Source organism: Streptomyces sp. NPDC006193 (assembly GCF_040613915.1).
In the GTDB taxonomy this organism is placed as follows: Bacteria; Actinomycetota; Actinomycetes; order Streptomycetales; family Streptomycetaceae; genus Streptomyces.
In genome coordinates this window covers 45327-62062 of sequence record NZ_JBEXTB010000017.1, presented here as the reverse complement: position 1 = coordinate 62062, position 16736 = coordinate 45327, and the positions used below count along the sequence as shown (strand labels likewise).

Here is a 16736-nt window from a genome sequence, read left to right as displayed (position 1 = left end):
CGGCCGCGCCCGGCAAACCCGCGGGGCCGTGTCGGGGGGCCGTCCGGTGGAACCCGTCCCCGGCACGGAGTACGTCCGGACCCATCGCGAGGAGGAGTTGTGGCGCTGTACGACCGTGTCCGGGAGGAGGTCGCCCGAAGGGCCGACGCACTGTGGGCGGTTGCGTCGGCCCTGCACGCCGACCCGGAGACCGCGTTCGCCGAGCACCGGGCGGCGGCGCTGCTCACCGGCGAACTGGAGGACGCCGGTTTCCAGGTGCGGCGGGGGGTCGCGGGTCTGCCGACGGCCTTCACGGCCCGCTCGGGCGAGGGGCGGCCGGCGGTGGCGTTCCCTCTGGAGTACGACGCCCTGCCCGGTCTGGGGCACGCTTGCGGGCACAACCTGATCGCGGCGGCCGGTCTCGGGGCCGCCCTGGTCGCGGACGCCGTACGGGACGGCGCCGGCGGCACGGTCCTCGCGGTGGGCACGCCCGCGGAGGAGGGCGGCGGCGGGAAGGCGCTGGAGGTGGAGGCCGGTGTCTTCGACGGTGTGGACGCCGCGCTGATGTTCCATCCCGGCGTGTACGACTGGGTGCGGGCGCCGCTGACCGCGCAGGAGCAGTACACCGTCGCCTTCCGGGGCCGGGCGGCGCATCCGACGGGCAACCCCACCGAGGGCGTCGACGCGCTGGCGGCGCTGATCGAGTTGTTCAACGTGCTCACGGGACTCGGCCGGCGGCTGCCGGAGGGCTCGCACGTGCAGGGGATCGTCACGCACGGCGGTACGGCCACGAACATCGTCCCGGACTACGCCGAGGGCCGTTTCGGGCTCCGGGCCCTCACCACCGCCGCCCTGGACGACCTGGCGGCGCGACTGCGCACCGCCGCCGAGGGGGTGGCGCTGGCGACCGGCACGTCCGTCGCGGTGGAACGCGCGAGCGTACGGTACGAGCACTTCCGGGACAGCGCGGTGCTGTCCGAGCGGTTCGCGGGCCATCTGGAGCGGGCCGGGATCACCCTCACGCCGCCTGCTCCCGGCGTCTACCTGGGGTCCTCCGACATCGGCAACGTCAGCGGCCGGGTACCCGCCATCCATCCGTTCGTCGCCATCATGGGCGCCGACGGCTCCGACCACACCCCGCGGTTCGCCGCCGCGGCGGCCTCCGACCGCGCCCGCCGGGTGCTCCTCGCGGTGGTGGAGGCGCTGGCCTGCACGGCGACGGACGTCCTGGGCGACGCGGAGCTGCGCACCGGCGCCTGGGAGGGCCTGCGCCGGTCGGCGTCCTGACCGCCCGGCCGCCCGGCGGGCCGGCGGTGTCGCGGTGCGTCGGCCCGCCTTACGGCGGGCGTCCCGGACGGAGCGGTGCTCCGTCCGGGACTGACGGGCGGCCTACGGGAAGGACGTCACCTTGGACGGGACCGTGCTGGTCCCCGAGGTGGGCGCGCCGGTGTTGTTGACGACGTGGGCGTACTGGCCCATGCCGCCGAGCGAGATCACCAGCAGGTCGTGCATCTTGATGCCGGCGGTGGCGGGCACCTGGAAGCCGTGGGCCTGGACGATCGACGGATCGGCCGTGAAGTTGCAGTAGCTGCCCAGTCCCCAGGCCTCGTGGGTGGCGACGGAGTCGGCGACCTTGTAGGCCGCGTAGCCGACGATGCCGTCGTGGGTGACGGCGGCGGCGTTCGGGACGTCGTACGCCTTCTCGTTCTGGAAGAAGATCGTCCGGCCGCGTTCCCCGTTCCAGTAGACGTCGTACTTGTTGAAGTGTTCGACGAACAGGCCGGTGGCCAGGACGTCGTTGCCGTTCACGCGCAGTCCGTAGTCGGCCCGGTTGGTCTCCCAGCCGACGCCGCTGCCGTGGTCGGCGCGCCAGATCCAGGTGTGGTCGATGATGACGTTGTTGCTGTTGACCACGACGGAGTCGGTGGCGAGGCCGGGGCCGGCGCCGCCGACGCGGATGAACACGTCCTGCATGCTGGTCGGGTTGGCGGAGTGGTCGGCGGTGGAGCCGGGGGCGCCGATCCGCAGCAGGGCGGCGGACTTCACGGGGCCCGCGTCGATCAGGAAGCCCGCGAGCCTGACGCCGTCGACGTCGGCGACGTGCATCGCGTCGACGCCGTTGTCCGGGACCAGGGTGGCGAGGCCGAGTCCGAGGACGACGGTGCCCGCGCGGGTGACGTCGATGGTCCGGTCGAGGTGGTAGACGCCGGGGGTGAACAGGAGGTTCAGGCCCTGGGCGAGGGCCTGGTTGATGGTGGCGGCCGTGGCGCCGGGCTTGACGACGTAGAACTGGTCGAGCGGGATGGAGGTGCCCGCGTTCGCGGGCCAGGACACGCCCCGGGCGGCGGTGCGCTTGGCCGGGACGAACACCTTGTAGGCGGAGCCGTCCAGGTACAGGAACGGCTTCTCGCGGGAGACGGGGGTGGTGTCCAGCGTGGTGTACGGGCCGGTGTCGAAGTTGGTCGCCGGGGCGCCCTGGACTCCCGAGAACGTCATGTTCCACACGCCGTTGGTCCAGCCGCCGACCGAGCTGTCGCGGGTGTACCACTGCTGCTGGGAGTACGGGCCGACGGTGCCGTCGATCTTCGAGTCCGCGATGTAGCCGCCGGAGGCCCAGCCGTAGCCGTTCGGGGCGAGGTTGAGGCCGCCCTGGACGTGGATGCGGCGGAAGGGCGCGGCCTGGGCGACGGCCCACCGGTCGGTGCCGTTGACCGGCTTGAGGGCGAGGTTCTCCGCCGAACGCCAGAAGTTCTGGGTGGCGTTGCCGTTGAACCAGCCCGCGTCGACGGTGATGTCACCGTTGATCTGCGTGTCGTCGGGGTTGAGGCCGAGACCGGAGATGGAGGTGTAGAAGCCGAGCTGGGCGTTGATGCCGTTGTAGGTGCCCGGCTTGAGCAGGAACTGGTAGCGGCCGGAGCCGAACTGGGCGGACTCCTGGCGGGCGAAGACCTCGTCGAACTTCTGCTGGAGGTTCGGGGTGGAGGGGTCGACCACGATGACGTTCGGGCCGAGGTCGCCGCCGCCCTGGACGGGCGGGACGCCGGTGTCGCCGGTGTGCACCGCGACCTCCCACAGCGAGTAGCCGTAGCCGGTGCCGCGTGCGGTGCCGTAGACGCGGACGTACCGGCCGGAGCCGCTGATGTCGTAGGAGGCCGTGCCGCCGGTCGCGCCGGCGACGCTCTTGAGGGTGTTCCAGGTCTGCCCGTCGGTGGAGGCCTGGATCCGGAAGTCCTTGCCGTAGGCGGCTTCCCAGTTCAGGTCCACCTTGCACAGGTCCTTGACGGAACCCAGGTCGACCTGGAGCCACTGCGGGTCGGCGGCCTGGCTGGACCAGCGGGTCGAGGTGCTGCCGTCGAAGGCGGCGGAGGCGGGGGTGCCGGCGTTCTCGGTGGAGGAGGCGGAGGCGGGCCTGCCCTGGGCGGCGTTGGCGGTGCCGCAGCCGGACTGGCTGCCGCCGGCCGCGCTGCCGAACACCTGGAACTCCCACAGCGAGTAGCCCCAGGAGGTGGCCCGGTGCACGCCGAGCATGCGTACGTAGCGGCCCTGGCCGGAGACGTCGAGCGTGTCGACGCCGCCGTCGGAGCCGGTGACGGACTTCAGGTCGGTCCAGGCGTTCCCGTCCCCGGATATCTGGACCTTGTAGTCCTTGCCGTAGGCGGCCTCCCAGTTCAGCACCACCTGGGTGACGGTGGCGGTGCCGCCCAGGTCGACCTGGTACCACTGGTCGTCGCCTGCGGCCGAGGACCAGCGGGTCCCGTTGTCGCCGTCGACGGCCAGGGCGGCGGCGGTGGCGGAGTTCTCCTCGGACGACGCGGTGGCCGTCCGCCCCTGTGACAGGGGGGCTTCGGCCGCGACGGCCGATGGATGGGCGGTGGGCAAGGTGATCAGCGCTGCCGTGGCGGCCAGCGCGATCCCCAGGGATCTCAGTCTCATTTCGGCGGCTCCAGACGGCTCGGGGGCCGAGCTTCCGGCCCCACGGCTTAGTTCATGTTTTGATTTAAGGGCTGAACCAACCGGGCCACAAGCCTTCGGGAGTCAACAACTGCAACTGCTACGCCGAAGCGGCGCCGGCACTGCGGAACGACGCGGTCCCTCGGGGCAACGCGCCCCCACCGCCTGCTTCCTGACGGGACGGCAGCAGGTCGGCGTGCGTCCCCGCGCCTGCCGCGCGGGCCGGGCCCCCTGCACCGGCGCGCGGGGAGACGCCGTACGCGCAGGTCACCGTGCGGCTCACTGGATGCGGCGGTCCGGGCCGGCGCCCGCGAGCCTCGGACCGGGCGCGGCCGCCGCCGCGCCCGTGGGGGCCACCGTGCTTCCGGGGACCGCGGAGCTCGCGGGGGCCGCCGTCACGGCCGGGCGGGCGGCACCGCCGGGCGGGCGTCGGGCTCGCCGGGTGCCGGCGGTCCCGCGGCGGGGCACCCGCTCGCTGCGGGCGGCGGTCCGGGGGGTGCTCGGGTGGTCGGGCCCGGCGGTCGACCGGGTCCCGGGCAGGGTGGGCGCCGTCACCCGAGGGGGCGCGGCGACCGGCCGGCCGCCAACGGCAGTTCCGTCAGCGGCGGAGGCTCGTGCGGCGCCGCGGACAGCTGTGTGTTCCAGGCGAGCTGGCGGATCAGCTGGGCGTGCGGCTCCGCGGGCCGGGCCGCCGGGGCGGCCGGGCGGGACGGGGGACGCCTGCCGCGGGAGAGACCGCCGCTGACGCTGATGTTGTGCTCCACGCGCGCCCGGCGGTGCCGCTCGTAGCCGGCGAACGCGGTGTGCGGGTCGGGCAGGTCGCGCAGCGCCTTGGCGAGGACGACGGCGTCCTCCAGGGCCATCGAGGCGCCCTGGCCGGTCGCCGGCGAGGCCGCGTGGGCCGCGTCGCCGACGAGCAGGACACGGCCGGCGTGCCAGGTGGTGCCCAGGGGGAGTTCGGTGGCGTTGGTGACCATGATGACGCCGTCGGCGGCCTCGACCAGGGCGGCGGCGGGCGTGCTGTCCTGGCGCAGCAGCGGCAGCAGCTGCTCGCGCAGCACCGCGGTCGGGGCGGCCGGGGCGCGGGCGGGCAGCGGGTCGCCGCCCGTGCGGGCGAACCAGTACGTCTCCCCCGAGGGCGACACCGCGTACCCGAAGGCCGTCTCGCTGCCCCGCACCATCGTGATGACGCCGGCCCGGTCGGACGCCGGTGCGGTGTGCGTGTAGCCGTAGTAGACCCGCTGGCCCGCGTAGGTGGGGCGGACGCCGGGCGTGATCAGCCGGCGTACGGTCGAGTGCAGTCCGTCGGCGCCGATGAGCAGGTCGCCCGTGGCGGTGGCGCCGTCGGCGAAGCGCGCGGTGACGCCGTCCGGGCCGTCCGTCAGGGACACCAGCCGGGCGCCGTGCCGCACCGGGATGCCGCGGCGGGCCGCCTCGCCCTGCAGGGCGGCGTTCAGCTCGCCGCGGCGCAGGCAGCGGTAGCGCAGCGCGGGGTCGTCGGCCTCGCCGAGCGGTCCGTGCGTCACCTCGGCGCCCCGGCAGTCGAGCAGCCGCAGGGAAGTCAGCGGAAAACCGACTGCCGTGACGGCCTCCGCGGCGTCCAGCTCGGCGAGGGCGCGCATGCCGTTGCTCGCCAGGGTCAGGAAGGCGCCGATGTCCTCGGCCGTGTCCGGGTGGGCCTCGAACACGGTGACGTCGTGTCCGGCCTTGTGCAGGCCCAGGGCGGTGGCGGTGCCCGCGACGCCGCCGCCGATCACCAGTACCCTCATCACCTTCGCTCCGGTCACCTACCGCTTTCCGCGCGCCGACAGTGGTCATGTACATCTAAGGACAGCGGCGGGCTCGCCGGGACGTGCGGGGCCGAGATCCGGACAGGCGCAGCCCGGGCAGGACGGTCGCCGCTGCGGGCGCCACGCCGGAGCGCCCGGTACGGGCCGCTGCCCCCACGTCCCCGCGACCCCGGCGCGTGCGCCTCGCGCTCCCGGCCCGCCCCCGGCGTCGCGGGAGCCGGTCTCCGGGGCACGCGCCGGTCCCGTCGTGCCCCGGCACGCCCCCCGCGTGAGGGGTTTCCGGCGGCGTAGCGGGTACTCCCAGGTCATGCGGGTGAGCGTGGTCGATGCGGGGTCGAACGCGGTCCGGTTGGTGATCGCGGATGTGGAGGGTGGCGTTCCGCTGCCGGTGCACACCGTCAAGTGGAAGCTGCGCATGTCCGAGCAGGTCGGCGCGGACGGCACCATCGCGGAGGAGGCGGTGCGGCATCTGGTCGAGTCGGTCGCCGCGGCGGGCGCCACGGCCCGCAAGTGGCACGCGGCGGGCCCGCTGGCCTTCGCCACGACGGTGGTCCGCAACGCCCCGAACCGTCCCGAGGTGCTGCAGCGGGTGGCGTCCGGGACCGGGGTCCGGATGTGCACCCTGCCCGGTGAGACGGAGGCCGAGCTGACCTTTCTGGCGGCCCGCCGCTGGCTGGGCTGGAAGGCGGGCCCGCTCGCGCTGCTCGACATCGGCGGCGGCTCGCTGGAGGTGGCCTTCGGCCGGGGGCGGCTGCCCGATTTCGCCGCGTCGCTGCCGCTCGGCGCGAGCCGGCTCACCCGTGAGTACCTGGCGGTCCAGGACCCGCCGGGACCCGGTGAGCTGAAGCAGCTGCGCCGCCGCATCCGCCACGAACTGCGCGACGTCGCCGCGCGGATCCGCTGGGAGCGTCCGCGCACCGCCGCCGTCAGCTCCCGCACCTTCCAGCAGCTGGCCCGGCTGTGCGGGGCGGCGCCGGGGCGGTTCGGGCCGTTCGCGGACCGGGAGCTCGCCTGCAAGGACCTGCGGGAGGCGGTGCGCACGCTCGCGGCGCTGCCCGCCGCGGAGCGCGCGCAGCTGCCCGGGATCTCCGCGCCGAGGGCCGCGCAGAGCCTCGCGGGCGCGGTCGTCGGGCACACGGCGCTGAAACTCATGGGGGTGCCCCGGGCCGTCGTCTGCCCCTGGGCGATCCGCGAGGGGGTGCTGCTGCGGTACGTGGAGGACGGCGCCGACTGGTGGACGGACGTCGCCGGCACCGACATCACCGCCGACACCGCGGCGCCGTCCCCGGCGGCGCCCCTGCGCATCGCCGGCCCGTCCGCCTGACCGACCGCCCGCCTGCCCCGCGGACGACCCTCTCGCGCGGTCCCGCCCGGCCGTGCGGCGTCCGTACGGTCCCGCCGGCGCTCACGGCGGACCGCTGCCGCCGGAGGCCAGGCGCCCGACGCCTCCGGGCCGGGGCCGGCGACGCCGTGCCTCCACGACCTCGCGGAGCCCCTAATAGGGTTGGCCTCATGGCCAGTGCTCTCTCGCCCCTGTCCCGCGACGACCGCCGCGCCGAGCTGCGGCAGTTCCTGCGCAGCCGCCGGGCCCGGGTCTCGCCGACCGACGTCGGCATGCCGGACGGCGGCCGGCGGCGCACGCCGGGCCTGCGGCGGGAGGAGGTCGCGGTGCTGGCAGGCGTCGGAGTGTCCTGGTACACGTGGCTGGAGCAGGGCCGCGACATCAAGGTGTCCGAACAGGTCCTCGACGCGATCGCCCGGGCGCTGCTGCTGGACTCCGCCGAGCACGCCCATCTGTACCGTCTGGCCGGGCTCAATCCGCCGCAGGCTCCCTCCGCGCCTTCTGCGGCGCCCTCGCCCGAGGTGCAGCGGCTGCTGGACGCCTGGTCGCCGCGGCCCGGCTACATCCGCGACCGCCACTGGAACTTCACCGCCGTCAACGACGCGGCGCGCCTGGTGTTCGGCTACCGCGAGAGCGACCACAACTGCCTGGTCTCCTTCTTCACCAACACCCGTTACCGGGTGCTGCACCGGCACTGGGCCGATACCGCTCCCGATGTGGCCGCTGCCTTCCGGGCCGACGCGGCACGCTACCCGGACGATCCGGAGTTCGGCCGCATCGCCGCCGGCCTGGCCGCGGTCAGCCCCGAGTTCGCCGAGCTGTGGGCGCGCCACGACGTGGCCGAGCACACCAGCGCGGTGAAGGCGGTCGATCATCCCGAGGCCGGGACGATGATCTTCGATGCCACGCTGCTGCCGCTGCCCGAGCACCCTGGGCACCACCTGATCCTGCACAACCCGCGGCCCGGCACCGACACCCGGGAGCGGTTGGAGACGCTGATGCGCCGGCACAACCTGGTGGTGCCACACCCAGGATGAAGGGGCACTGCCCGCCGTGCCGCCGTGCCCCCAGGATCGGTGACATGAACAACAGCAGCACGCAGATGAAGGCAGTGACCATCCCCGCGTTCGGCGAAGCCGAGGTGCTCCGCGTCGCCACCCTGGCGGTTCCCGAGCCCGGGCCGGGCCAGGTCGCCATCGACGTGGCGTACGCGGGCGCCAACTTCGCCGAGGTCCTCTACCGGCGCGGCGTGGTCGACGTGCCGCTGCCCTTCGTGCCGGGCATCGAAGTGGCCGGGCGGATACGGGCGGTCGGCGAGGGCGTCGAGGGTCTGGCCGTCGGGCAGCCGGTGGCCGCGCTCACGATCGTCGACAGTGGTGGCTACGCCGAGGTGGTGATCACCTCCGCGGACCTGGTCGCGCCGCTGGACGGCCTCGGCATCGGGATGGACGTCGCCGCGGCGCTGCCGTCCAACAGCACCACCGCGTTCCTCGTGCTCGACCGGGTGGCCCGGATCGAGCCCGGAGCGAGCGTTCTCGTCCACGCGGCGGCCGGCGGCGTGGGAAGCCAGCTCGGCCAGGCCGCCCGCCTGCTCGGCGCGGGCCGCGTGGTCGGCACGGTAGGCAGCGAAGCCAAGATCGAGACCGCCCGAGGCTTCGGCTACGACGAGGTGATCCTGCGGGACCGGATCGCCGACGCCGGCGAGTTCGACATCGTGGTCGACATGATCGGCGGCCCGGCCCGCCGAGCCGGCCTGGACCTGCTGGCCCCGATGGGACGGCTGGTGGTGATGGGCAACGCCTCGGACGCCGAGGACGTCGGCATCCCGGCCAACGAACTGTGGTTCACCAACAAGACCGTCTCCGGCTTCAACCTGGCCGCCTTCTCCGCCGCCTTCCCCGAGGAGACGGGCCGGGCACTGCGCCGCGCGGTGGCGGCCGCAGCGAAGGGGGAGCTGCGGGTGCAGGTCGCGACCCTGCCGCTGGAGCAGGCCGCCGAGGCCCACCGCCGCATCGAGTCGGGCACGACCACGGGCAAGCTCGTGCTCCAGGTCGCGGCATCCTGACCCACGGCCGTCCCACGCCCTGCCTGGCCGCCCGATCGGCCAGGACAGCCTCGAGAAGGCGCCCTCCTGCCGGCACGCCGGACCCGGCACAGGTGTCGTCACCGACCACGCCGCGCAGACCCACCGGCGAGAGGAGGACCGGGCGACCGCAGCGGAAGTGCTCGGCCTGCCGCTCGTACCGGCGGCGCAGCCTTCGGCATCCGGGCCGGCCGGACGACCGTTCTCCCGGCTCGGGGGTCGCGGTGCGGTCGCGGCGCCCGGCTGCCGCCGGGGACGGGCACGGTGGGCGCCGGGGCGTGTCAGAGGGGCCGCGGGGGACGGGGAGGGGGCGTGGCGGCGTCCCGCCCGGGTCGTGTGCGCAGGGCGCCCACCGTTCTCAGCAGCCGGTCGGCGGGCTCGCGCAGGCGCGGGTGGGCCAGCACCGTGTTCCGCAGGCCGCGCACCGGCCGCCGCCACAGGCGCCGGGCCAGCGCCACCGGGTGCGGGCGGGCGGCGAACCCCTCGCCGACGCGCAGTTCGCGGGTCTTCAGCCAGTCCTTGTACTCCTTGTCGCCGCGCCCGAGGTCGACCAGGGTCACCCCGTGCCGGGCGGCCGCCTCGGCGGTTCGCAGATGCATCATCAAGCCCGGCGAGTAGTAGTGCAGTTCGGGGTCGTAGGCGGTGAACCAGGCCGCCAGCACGGTGCTCGACCGGGGTCCGAAGTGGGCGGCGACCGGGCGGTCGCCCGCGTACAGCACGGACAGCACTCCGGTGAGGTGCTCCTCGCGGACGCCCGACAGATGCTCGACCAGGCCGACGATCCAGGGCCGGGAGAACCGGTCCGCGCGGCCGGTCCGGCGGTACTGGGCGGACTTCCACCGCATGAGGGTGCGCAGCATCCCGGGGTCGCGCTCGTCGAACTCGAACCGCACCTCGCCGACGTCCCGGCCGAGCCGGCGTTCCTTCTTCAGCGTCGTCTTCGCGAGCCCGGGGTAGGTCCCGCGCAGCCATTGCGCATAGGTGCCGTCGCCGGGCTTCACGTCGATCACCGGCGACGCGAACGTGCCGGTGACGTAGGGCCCGAACGGCCGCTGCTCCCGCACCAGGTGGTCGAACTCGAAGATGCTGAGCCCGCAGGCCCGCAGCACCTCCTGCGCGTTCCAACAGACGCCGGGCCGGTGCACGAGGGCCTGGCAGTCGGACAGGCCGAGCCCGATGGCCCGGCCGGTGCCGAACGGCCCCCGTTCGTAGGGCAGGAAGCCGACCGGCTCCCCATCCTCCCGCAGCACCGCGACCCGCGCCCCGGCACGGAACCGGCCGACGCCCTCCGCGAACTCCGGGGCGAGGAAGGGGTTGGCGTACTCGGGTGACTCGTCCATCGCGCGGTGCCAGGCCGTGCGCAGTTCGGACGTCAGCTCGCCGGGTCTGTGGACGGTGATCTCCACGTCAGCTCGACCGCCCCTCGGCCGGCTCCCCGAGCGGCGTGCCGGAGGCGGCACGGGCCGGCGGGTCGTGTGGATCGTGGCTCGTGGACCGCATGCGACCGCTCCCCCCAATGACGCGCCGGGCGCGTCCTGCCGGTGATTCCCGGATCCCTCCCGCAAGGGTGCCCCAGGCGACGGACGGTCCGCCACGGGTTCGGGGACATCGGTGACGAGTCGGACAGACGGCCGCCCGGCCCCGGCGGGGCGGGAACGCCTGCCGGCCGCTCGGCGTGTCCGGGTCGGCACCGCGGAAACAGGGAACAGCGGACACCGCCGCGACCTGCGGGACTGGTGGAAACGGCGGGACGGTCGTAGCGTCGAGTGCACGCGCTCGGACACGGCACGACGGGTGGGAGCGGCCATGCGTGGATCAGTGACGGGAACGGCAATCACCCTTGCGGCAGGCACCCTGCTGACAGCGGCCATGACGACGGCGTCCGCGAGTCCGCCGCCCGCGGTCCACCGGGCCGCTCCACCGCGGCCCGTCCTCGTCGACTGCCTGTGGCACCGCACCGTCCAGCCCACCGACTTCATCCTGGCCTGCGGCGACGGCAACAGCCGGCTCACCGGACTGCACTGGTCGCAGTGGAGCGGGACGAGCGCGACCGCCGTGGGCGTGAACATGGTCAACGACTGCAAGCCGTACTGCGCGGCCGGCACCTTCCGCAGCTACCCGGTCACCGTGCGGCTCGACGGCCCGCAGCCGTGGAAGAAGGACCCCGGCGTGCAGCACTTCACCCGGATGAGCCTCACCTACACCGGCGCCCGCCCGGAGGGCTTCCAGCAGGTCGTGACCTACCCGCTCTGGGACTGACCCGGCCGGCCGTCACCCGGGCGCCCCGTCCGGGCGCCGACAGGTGGGCCGCGCGGGCGACTCCCCGGCCCGGCTCCCGTCACCGGCGGCCGCGTCCCCCTCATGGTGGTGTGACCCAGCATGCCGACGCCCCGTGCGCCGACCGAGACGAGGTCACATGCCCCGATCCCCCCGTGCGGCCGCCACCGCCGTGCTCGCGTTCGGCCTGGTCGCGGCCGCGCCCGCGCCCGGCTCCGAGCCGGTCGTCACCGACGCGCGCGTCGTCGCGCACTTCGACCTCGCCGCCGGGCGGACCCCCGAGAACATCGCGCTCGAACGCGACGGCTCCGCCGACCTGACGTTCGCCTCCGCCCGGCAGGTCGCGCGCGTGGCCCCCGACGGCCGCACCCGCGTCCTGGCGACCCTGCCCGCCGTCGCGGACCCGGCCACCCCGCTGGTCGGCAGCGCCGTCGTCACCGGCATCGCCCGCGCCCAGGACGGCACGCTGTACGTCAACTACGCCACCGGCACCGCCGCGACCGGCATCTGGCGCCTCTCCCCCACCGGCGGCGCGCCGGAGCGGATCGCCGCGCTGCCCGCCGACGGGCTGCCCAACGGACTGGCCCTCGACGAGCGCCGGGGCGTGCTGTACGCGGCCGACTCGGTCCGCGGCACCGTCTGGCGCGTCCCCCGGGCGGGTGGCACGGCCACCGCGTGGGCGGTCGGCGAGGCCCTCGAACCGCTGCGGGCGCCGTCCGCCTCCGGCTTCGGCGCCAACGGGATCAAGGTGCACCGGGACGCCGTGTGGGTGTCCCACACCGGCCGGGGCGCGCTGCTGCGCATCCCCGTCGGCGCCGACGGCGCCGCCGGACCCGTCGAGACCCGCGCCACCGGGCTGGAAGGCATCGACGACTTCGCCTTCCCCGGGCAGGGGCGCAGCGTGCTGGCCGCGCTGAACTCCGGCAGCAGGGTCGTCCTCGTGCGCCCGGACGGCGCCGTCGTCACCGTGCTGACCGCGCGGGACGGGCTGTCGAACCCGACGTCCGTGGCGGTGCGCGGCCGGACCGTGTACGTGCCGAGCGCCGCCTACTCCACCGGCCGGGACCCGAACCTGCTGCTGGCCCGCCTGCGTCAGCTCGTCGACCACCGGTAGGCGGCGCGGGGCGGGCAGGCGGTCCGGCAGGGGCGGCGAGACGCCGTGCGGCGCGCGCCGCCGGCCCCGCAGCCGTGTCGGCTCGGGGGCCGGGCGGGCCGTGGCGTCAGGCCAGTTCGGCGAGCAGATCGCCGCCTTCCACCTGCTGGATGCGGTTGACGGCCAGGCGGGACACCCGGCCCGCCTTCGGAGCGGTGATCGCGGCCTCCATCTTCATCGCCTCGATGGTGGCGATCGTGGCGCCCGCCGCCACCTCGTCGCCCTCGGCGACGGAAAGGGTGACCACACCGGCGAACGGCGCCGCGACATGGCCGGGGTCGGCGCGGTCGGCCTTCTCGGTCACCGGGACGTCGGAGGCGGCGGACCGGTCGCGGACCTGGATGGGCCGCAGCTGGCCGTTGAGGGTGGACATCACGGTGCGCATACCGCGCTCGTCGGCCTCGCCGACGGCCTGCAGCTCGATCAGCAGCCGCACGCCGGGCTCCAGGTCGACGGCGTACTCCTTGCCCGGGCGCAGCCCGTAGAAGAACGCCTTGCTGTCCAGCACGCCGGTGTCGCCGAAGGCCCGCCGGTGCGCCTCGAACTCGCGCGCCGGGCCGGGGAACAGCAGCCGGTTGAGGGTGCTCCTGCGGTCCTTCGCCAGCCCCGCCCGGTCCTCGGCGGACAGCTCGGGCGCCGGCCTGGGCGCGGCCCGCCCCTGGAGCGCCTTGGTGCGGAACGGCTCCGGCCAGCCGCCGGGCGGGGTGCCCAGCTCGCCGCGCAGGAAGCCGATCACCGAGTCCGGGATGTCGAACCGGTCGGGGGTGGCCTCGAAGGCGTCCGGGGAGACCCCGGCGCCGACCAGGTGCAGGGCGAGGTCGCCGACCACCTTGGAGGACGGGGTGACCTTGACCAGGCGGCCGAGGATGCGGTCGGCCGCTGCGTACATCGCCTCGATGTCCTCGAAGCGGTCGCCGAGTCCCAGCGCGACGGCCTGGGTGCGCAGGTTGGACAGCTGGCCGCCGGGGATCTCGTGGTGGTAGACCCGGCCGGTCGGCGAGGCGAGGCCCGCCTCGAACGGGGCGTAGACCCTCCGCACGCTCTCCCAGTACGGCTCCAGATCGCCGACCGCCTGCAGGTCCAGGCCGGTGGGCCGGTCGGAGTGGTCGGTGGCGGCGACGATCGCGGACAGCGACGGCTGCGAGGTCGTACCGGCCATGGAGGCCACCGCGCCGTCCACCGCGTCGACGCCGGCCTGGATCGCGGCGAGGTAGGTGGCGAGCTGGCCGCCCGCCGTGTCGTGCGTGTGCAGGTGCACGGGCAGGTCGAACTCGCGGCGCAGCGCCGAGACCAGCCTGGCGGCGGCCGGGGCGCGCAGCAGGCCGGCCATGTCCTTGATCGCGAGGATGTGGGCGCCGGCCTCGACGATCTGCTCGGCCAGCCGCAGGTAGTAGTCGAGGGTGTAGAGCCGCTCGGCGGGGTCGCTGAGGTCGGCGGTGTAGCACAGGGCGACCTCGGCGACCGCCGTGCCCGTCCCGCGGACGGCGTCGATGGCGGGCCGCATCTGGCCGACGTCGTTGAGGGCGTCGAAGATGCGGAAGACGTCGATGCCGGTGGCGGCGGCCTCCTGCACGAAGGCGTCGGTCACCTCGGTGGGGTACGGGGTGTAGCCGACGGTGTTGCGGCCGCGCAGCAGCATCTGCAGGCAGATGTTGGGCACGGCCTCGCGCAGGGCGGCCAGCCGCTCCCAGGGGTCCTCGGCGAGGAAGCGGAGCGCGACGTCGTAGGTGGCGCCGCCCCAGCACTCCAGGGACAGCAGCTGCGGCAGGGTGCGGGCGACGACCGGGGCGACGGCCAGGAGGTCCTTGGTGCGCACCCGGGTGGCGAGCAGGGACTGGTGGGCGTCGCGGAACGTGGTGTCGGTGACGCCGGTCGCCGGCGACTCGCGCAGCCGGCGGGCGAAGCCCTCCGGGCCGAGTTCCGACAGCCGCTGACGCGATCCGGCGGGCGGCTCGCCGGCGGGCAGCGGCGGCAGCTTCGTCAGCGGGTCGGGCAGGTCGGGCCGCTCGCCGTGCGGCTTGTTGACGGTGACGTCGGCGAGGTAGGTGAGCAGCTTGGTGCCGCGGTCGGCGGAGTGGCGGGCGGTGAGCAGGTGGGGGCGCTGCTCGATGAAGGACGTGGTGACCCGGCCCGCCTGGAAGTCCGGGTCGTCCAGGACCGCCTGCAGGAAGGGGATGTTGGTGGCCACGCCGCGGATGCGGAACTCGGCGACCGCCCGGCGGGCCCGGCCGATGGCGGCCTCGAAGTCGCGGCCCCGGCAGGTCAGCTTGACCAGCATCGAGTCGAAGTGCGCGCTGATCTCCGTACCGGCGTGGGTGGTGCCGCCGTCCAGCCGGATGCCGGAGCCGCCCGGCGAGCGGTAGGCGCTGATCCGGCCGGTGTCCGGGCGGAAGCCGTTGGCGGGGTCCTCGGTGGTGATCCGGCACTGCAGGGCGGCGCCGCGCAGGGTGACGGTGTCCTGGGACAGGCCGAGGTCGGCGAGGGTCTCGCCGGCGGCGATCCGGAGCTGGGCCTGGACCAGGTCGACGTCCGTGACCTCCTCGGTGACGGTGTGCTCGACCTGGATGCGCGGGTTCATCTCGATGAACACGTGGTTGCCGTCCCGGTCCAGCAGGAACTCCACGGTGCCGGCGTTGCGGTAGCCGATCTCGCGGGCGAAGCGGACGGCGTCGCCGCAGATCCGGTCGCGCAGCTGTGGGTCCAGGTCGGGGGCGGGGGCCAGCTCGATGACCTTCTGGTGGCGGCGCTGGAGCGAGCAGTCGCGCTCGAAGAGGTGGATGACGTGCCCCTCGCCGTCGGCGAGGATCTGCACCTCGATGTGGCGCGGGTCCACGACGGCCTTCTCCAGGAACACGGTCGGGTCGCCGAACGCGGACGCGGCCTCGCGGGAGGCGGCCTCGACGGACTCGCGCAGCTGGGCCGGGTCCATCACGCGGCGCATGCCGCGCCCGCCGCCGCCCGCGACGGCCTTGACGAAGACCGGGAAGCCGATCTCGTCGGCGGCACGCACCAGTTCGTCCACGTCGGTGGACGGCTGGGAGGAGCCGAGCACGGGCACCCCGGCCGCGCGGGCCGCGGCCACCGCACGGGCCTTGTTGCCGGTCAGCTCCAGCGTGGCGGCGCTCGGGCCGACGAAGGTGATGCCCGCCTCCTCGCAGGCGCGGGCCAGCTCCGGGTTCTCGGAGAGGAAGCCGTAACCCGGGTAGACGGCGTCGGCGCCCGCCCGGCGGGCGGCGGCCACGATCTCCTCGACGGAGAGGTAGGCCCGCACCGGGTGCCCCGGCTCCCCGATCTCGTACGCCTCGTCGGCCTTCAGCCGGTGCAGCGAGTTGCGGTCCTCGTGCGGGAACACGGCGACGGTGCGCGCGCCGAGTTCGTAGCCCGCCCGGAACGCGCGGATCGCGATTTCCCCACGGTTGGCGACCAGCACCTTGCGGAACATCCTGGATTCCCTTCAGCTGCCCGGCGTCGAGCCGTACCCGCGGCCACCCTAGGGGGCGCCCCGACGGGTGGACGTGCGAAAACCATCACACCGTCGGGGTGTCCGGCGCCACACGGGCGCGCCGGTCCGCTGCCTCGGGCACGGCGCTGCGGCTCGCGGCGGTACGGCGGGGCGGCGCTCGCGGCGGTACGGCTCGCGGCGGGGCGGACCGGATGCCGGCGCCCGGGCGCGAGCGTGCCCGGACGGTACGGCGCCGGGGCGGGGCGCGGCGGCGAGTCAGCGCGGGGCGCGGTCGCGGAGGACGGCGACACCGTCGGCCCCGGGCTCGGCGGCCGGCCCCGCCGGACCGGACCGGCGGTCGCGGTCGGGGTCGGTGTCGCGGTCGGGCGGAGGCGGCACCGACGCGGTCAGCGGGTCGCCGCCGTCGCGTCCGGCGGCCGCCGGCGGCGCGTCGGCCGGGGCGGCGCCCGGAGGCGCGGGTGAGGGGGTGGCAGCGGGGCCGGGGGCCGTGGAGGCGGAAGCCGGTACGCGATCCGCCGGGGTGGGGTTCTCCGGATCAGGGGCCGACGCGGAGCCGTCCGGGGCCGATGCCGGGGCGGAGGCAGCCGGGGCGGGGAGGGGCGCGCGATCCGCCGGGGTGGGGTTCTCCGGATCAGGGGCCGACGCGGAGCCGTCCGGGGCCGATGCCGGGGCGGAGGCAGCCGGGGCGGGGAGGGGCG

Annotated in this window: 10 protein-coding genes; 6 read left to right on the top strand and 4 right to left on the bottom strand. The window is 75.1% G+C overall.

Annotated features, from left to right (window positions below):
• The first annotated feature begins 99 nt into the window (after positions 1–99).
• Positions 100–1266, top strand: coding sequence for an amidohydrolase (locus ABZ261_RS17630; protein WP_356860041.1), 1167 nt, complete (start codon positions 100–102; stop codon positions 1264–1266).
• Positions 1267–1368: 102 nt separating this feature from the next.
• Here ABZ261_RS17630 and ABZ261_RS17625 read toward each other — a convergent pair whose 3' ends face one another.
• Together ABZ261_RS17625 and ABZ261_RS17620 are read right to left on the bottom strand one after the other, a co-directional pair.
• Complete coding sequence (locus ABZ261_RS17625) at positions 1369–3912, bottom strand: discoidin domain-containing protein (RefSeq protein ID WP_356860039.1); 2544 nt, start codon at positions 3910–3912, stop codon at positions 1369–1371.
• 569 nt (positions 3913–4481) lie between these two features.
• A complete protein-coding gene (locus tag ABZ261_RS17620) occupies positions 4482–5699 on the bottom strand; it encodes an NAD(P)/FAD-dependent oxidoreductase (protein ID WP_356860037.1) in 1218 nt (405 codons plus the stop codon).
• Between the two features lie 328 nt (positions 5700–6027).
• Here ABZ261_RS17620 and ABZ261_RS17615 point away from each other — a divergent pair, with 328 nt between their 5' ends.
• The 3 genes from ABZ261_RS17615 (at position 6028) to ABZ261_RS17605 (ending at position 9127) form a co-directional block, all read left to right on the top strand.
• A complete protein-coding gene (locus ABZ261_RS17615; protein ID WP_356860035.1) occupies positions 6028–7044 on the top strand; it encodes a Ppx/GppA family phosphatase in 1017 nt (338 codons plus the stop codon).
• A gap of 188 nt (positions 7045–7232) precedes the next feature.
• Entirely contained in the window at positions 7233–8099 is an 867-nt protein-coding gene (locus ABZ261_RS17610) for a helix-turn-helix transcriptional regulator (protein WP_356860033.1), read from the top strand.
• A gap of 44 nt (positions 8100–8143) precedes the next feature.
• Positions 8144–9127 (top strand): zinc-binding dehydrogenase, encoded by a 984-nt coding sequence (locus ABZ261_RS17605; protein WP_356860031.1) that lies wholly within the window; start codon positions 8144–8146, stop codon positions 9125–9127.
• Positions 9128–9426: 299 nt separating this feature from the next.
• On the opposite strand, the gene ABZ261_RS17600 is transcribed toward ABZ261_RS17605, so the two are convergent.
• Positions 9427–10551, bottom strand: coding sequence for a GNAT family N-acetyltransferase (locus tag ABZ261_RS17600; RefSeq protein ID WP_356860029.1), 1125 nt, complete (start codon positions 10549–10551; stop codon positions 9427–9429).
• A gap of 400 nt (positions 10552–10951) precedes the next feature.
• On the opposite strand from ABZ261_RS17600, the gene ABZ261_RS17595 reads away from it, so the two are divergent.
• Positions 10952–11404 (top strand): hypothetical protein, encoded by a 453-nt coding sequence (locus ABZ261_RS17595; RefSeq protein ID WP_356860027.1) that lies wholly within the window; start codon positions 10952–10954, stop codon positions 11402–11404.
• 157 nt (positions 11405–11561) lie between these two features.
• On the top strand, positions 11562–12536 hold the full coding sequence (locus tag ABZ261_RS17590; RefSeq protein ID WP_356860025.1) for a hypothetical protein: 975 nt from the start codon (positions 11562–11564) through the stop codon (positions 12534–12536).
• Between the two features lie 106 nt (positions 12537–12642).
• On the opposite strand, the gene ABZ261_RS17585 is transcribed toward ABZ261_RS17590, so the two are convergent.
• Entirely contained in the window at positions 12643–16017 is a 3375-nt protein-coding gene (locus tag ABZ261_RS17585) for a pyruvate carboxylase (RefSeq protein ID WP_356860023.1), read from the bottom strand.
• Positions 16018–16736 lie beyond the last annotated feature (719 nt).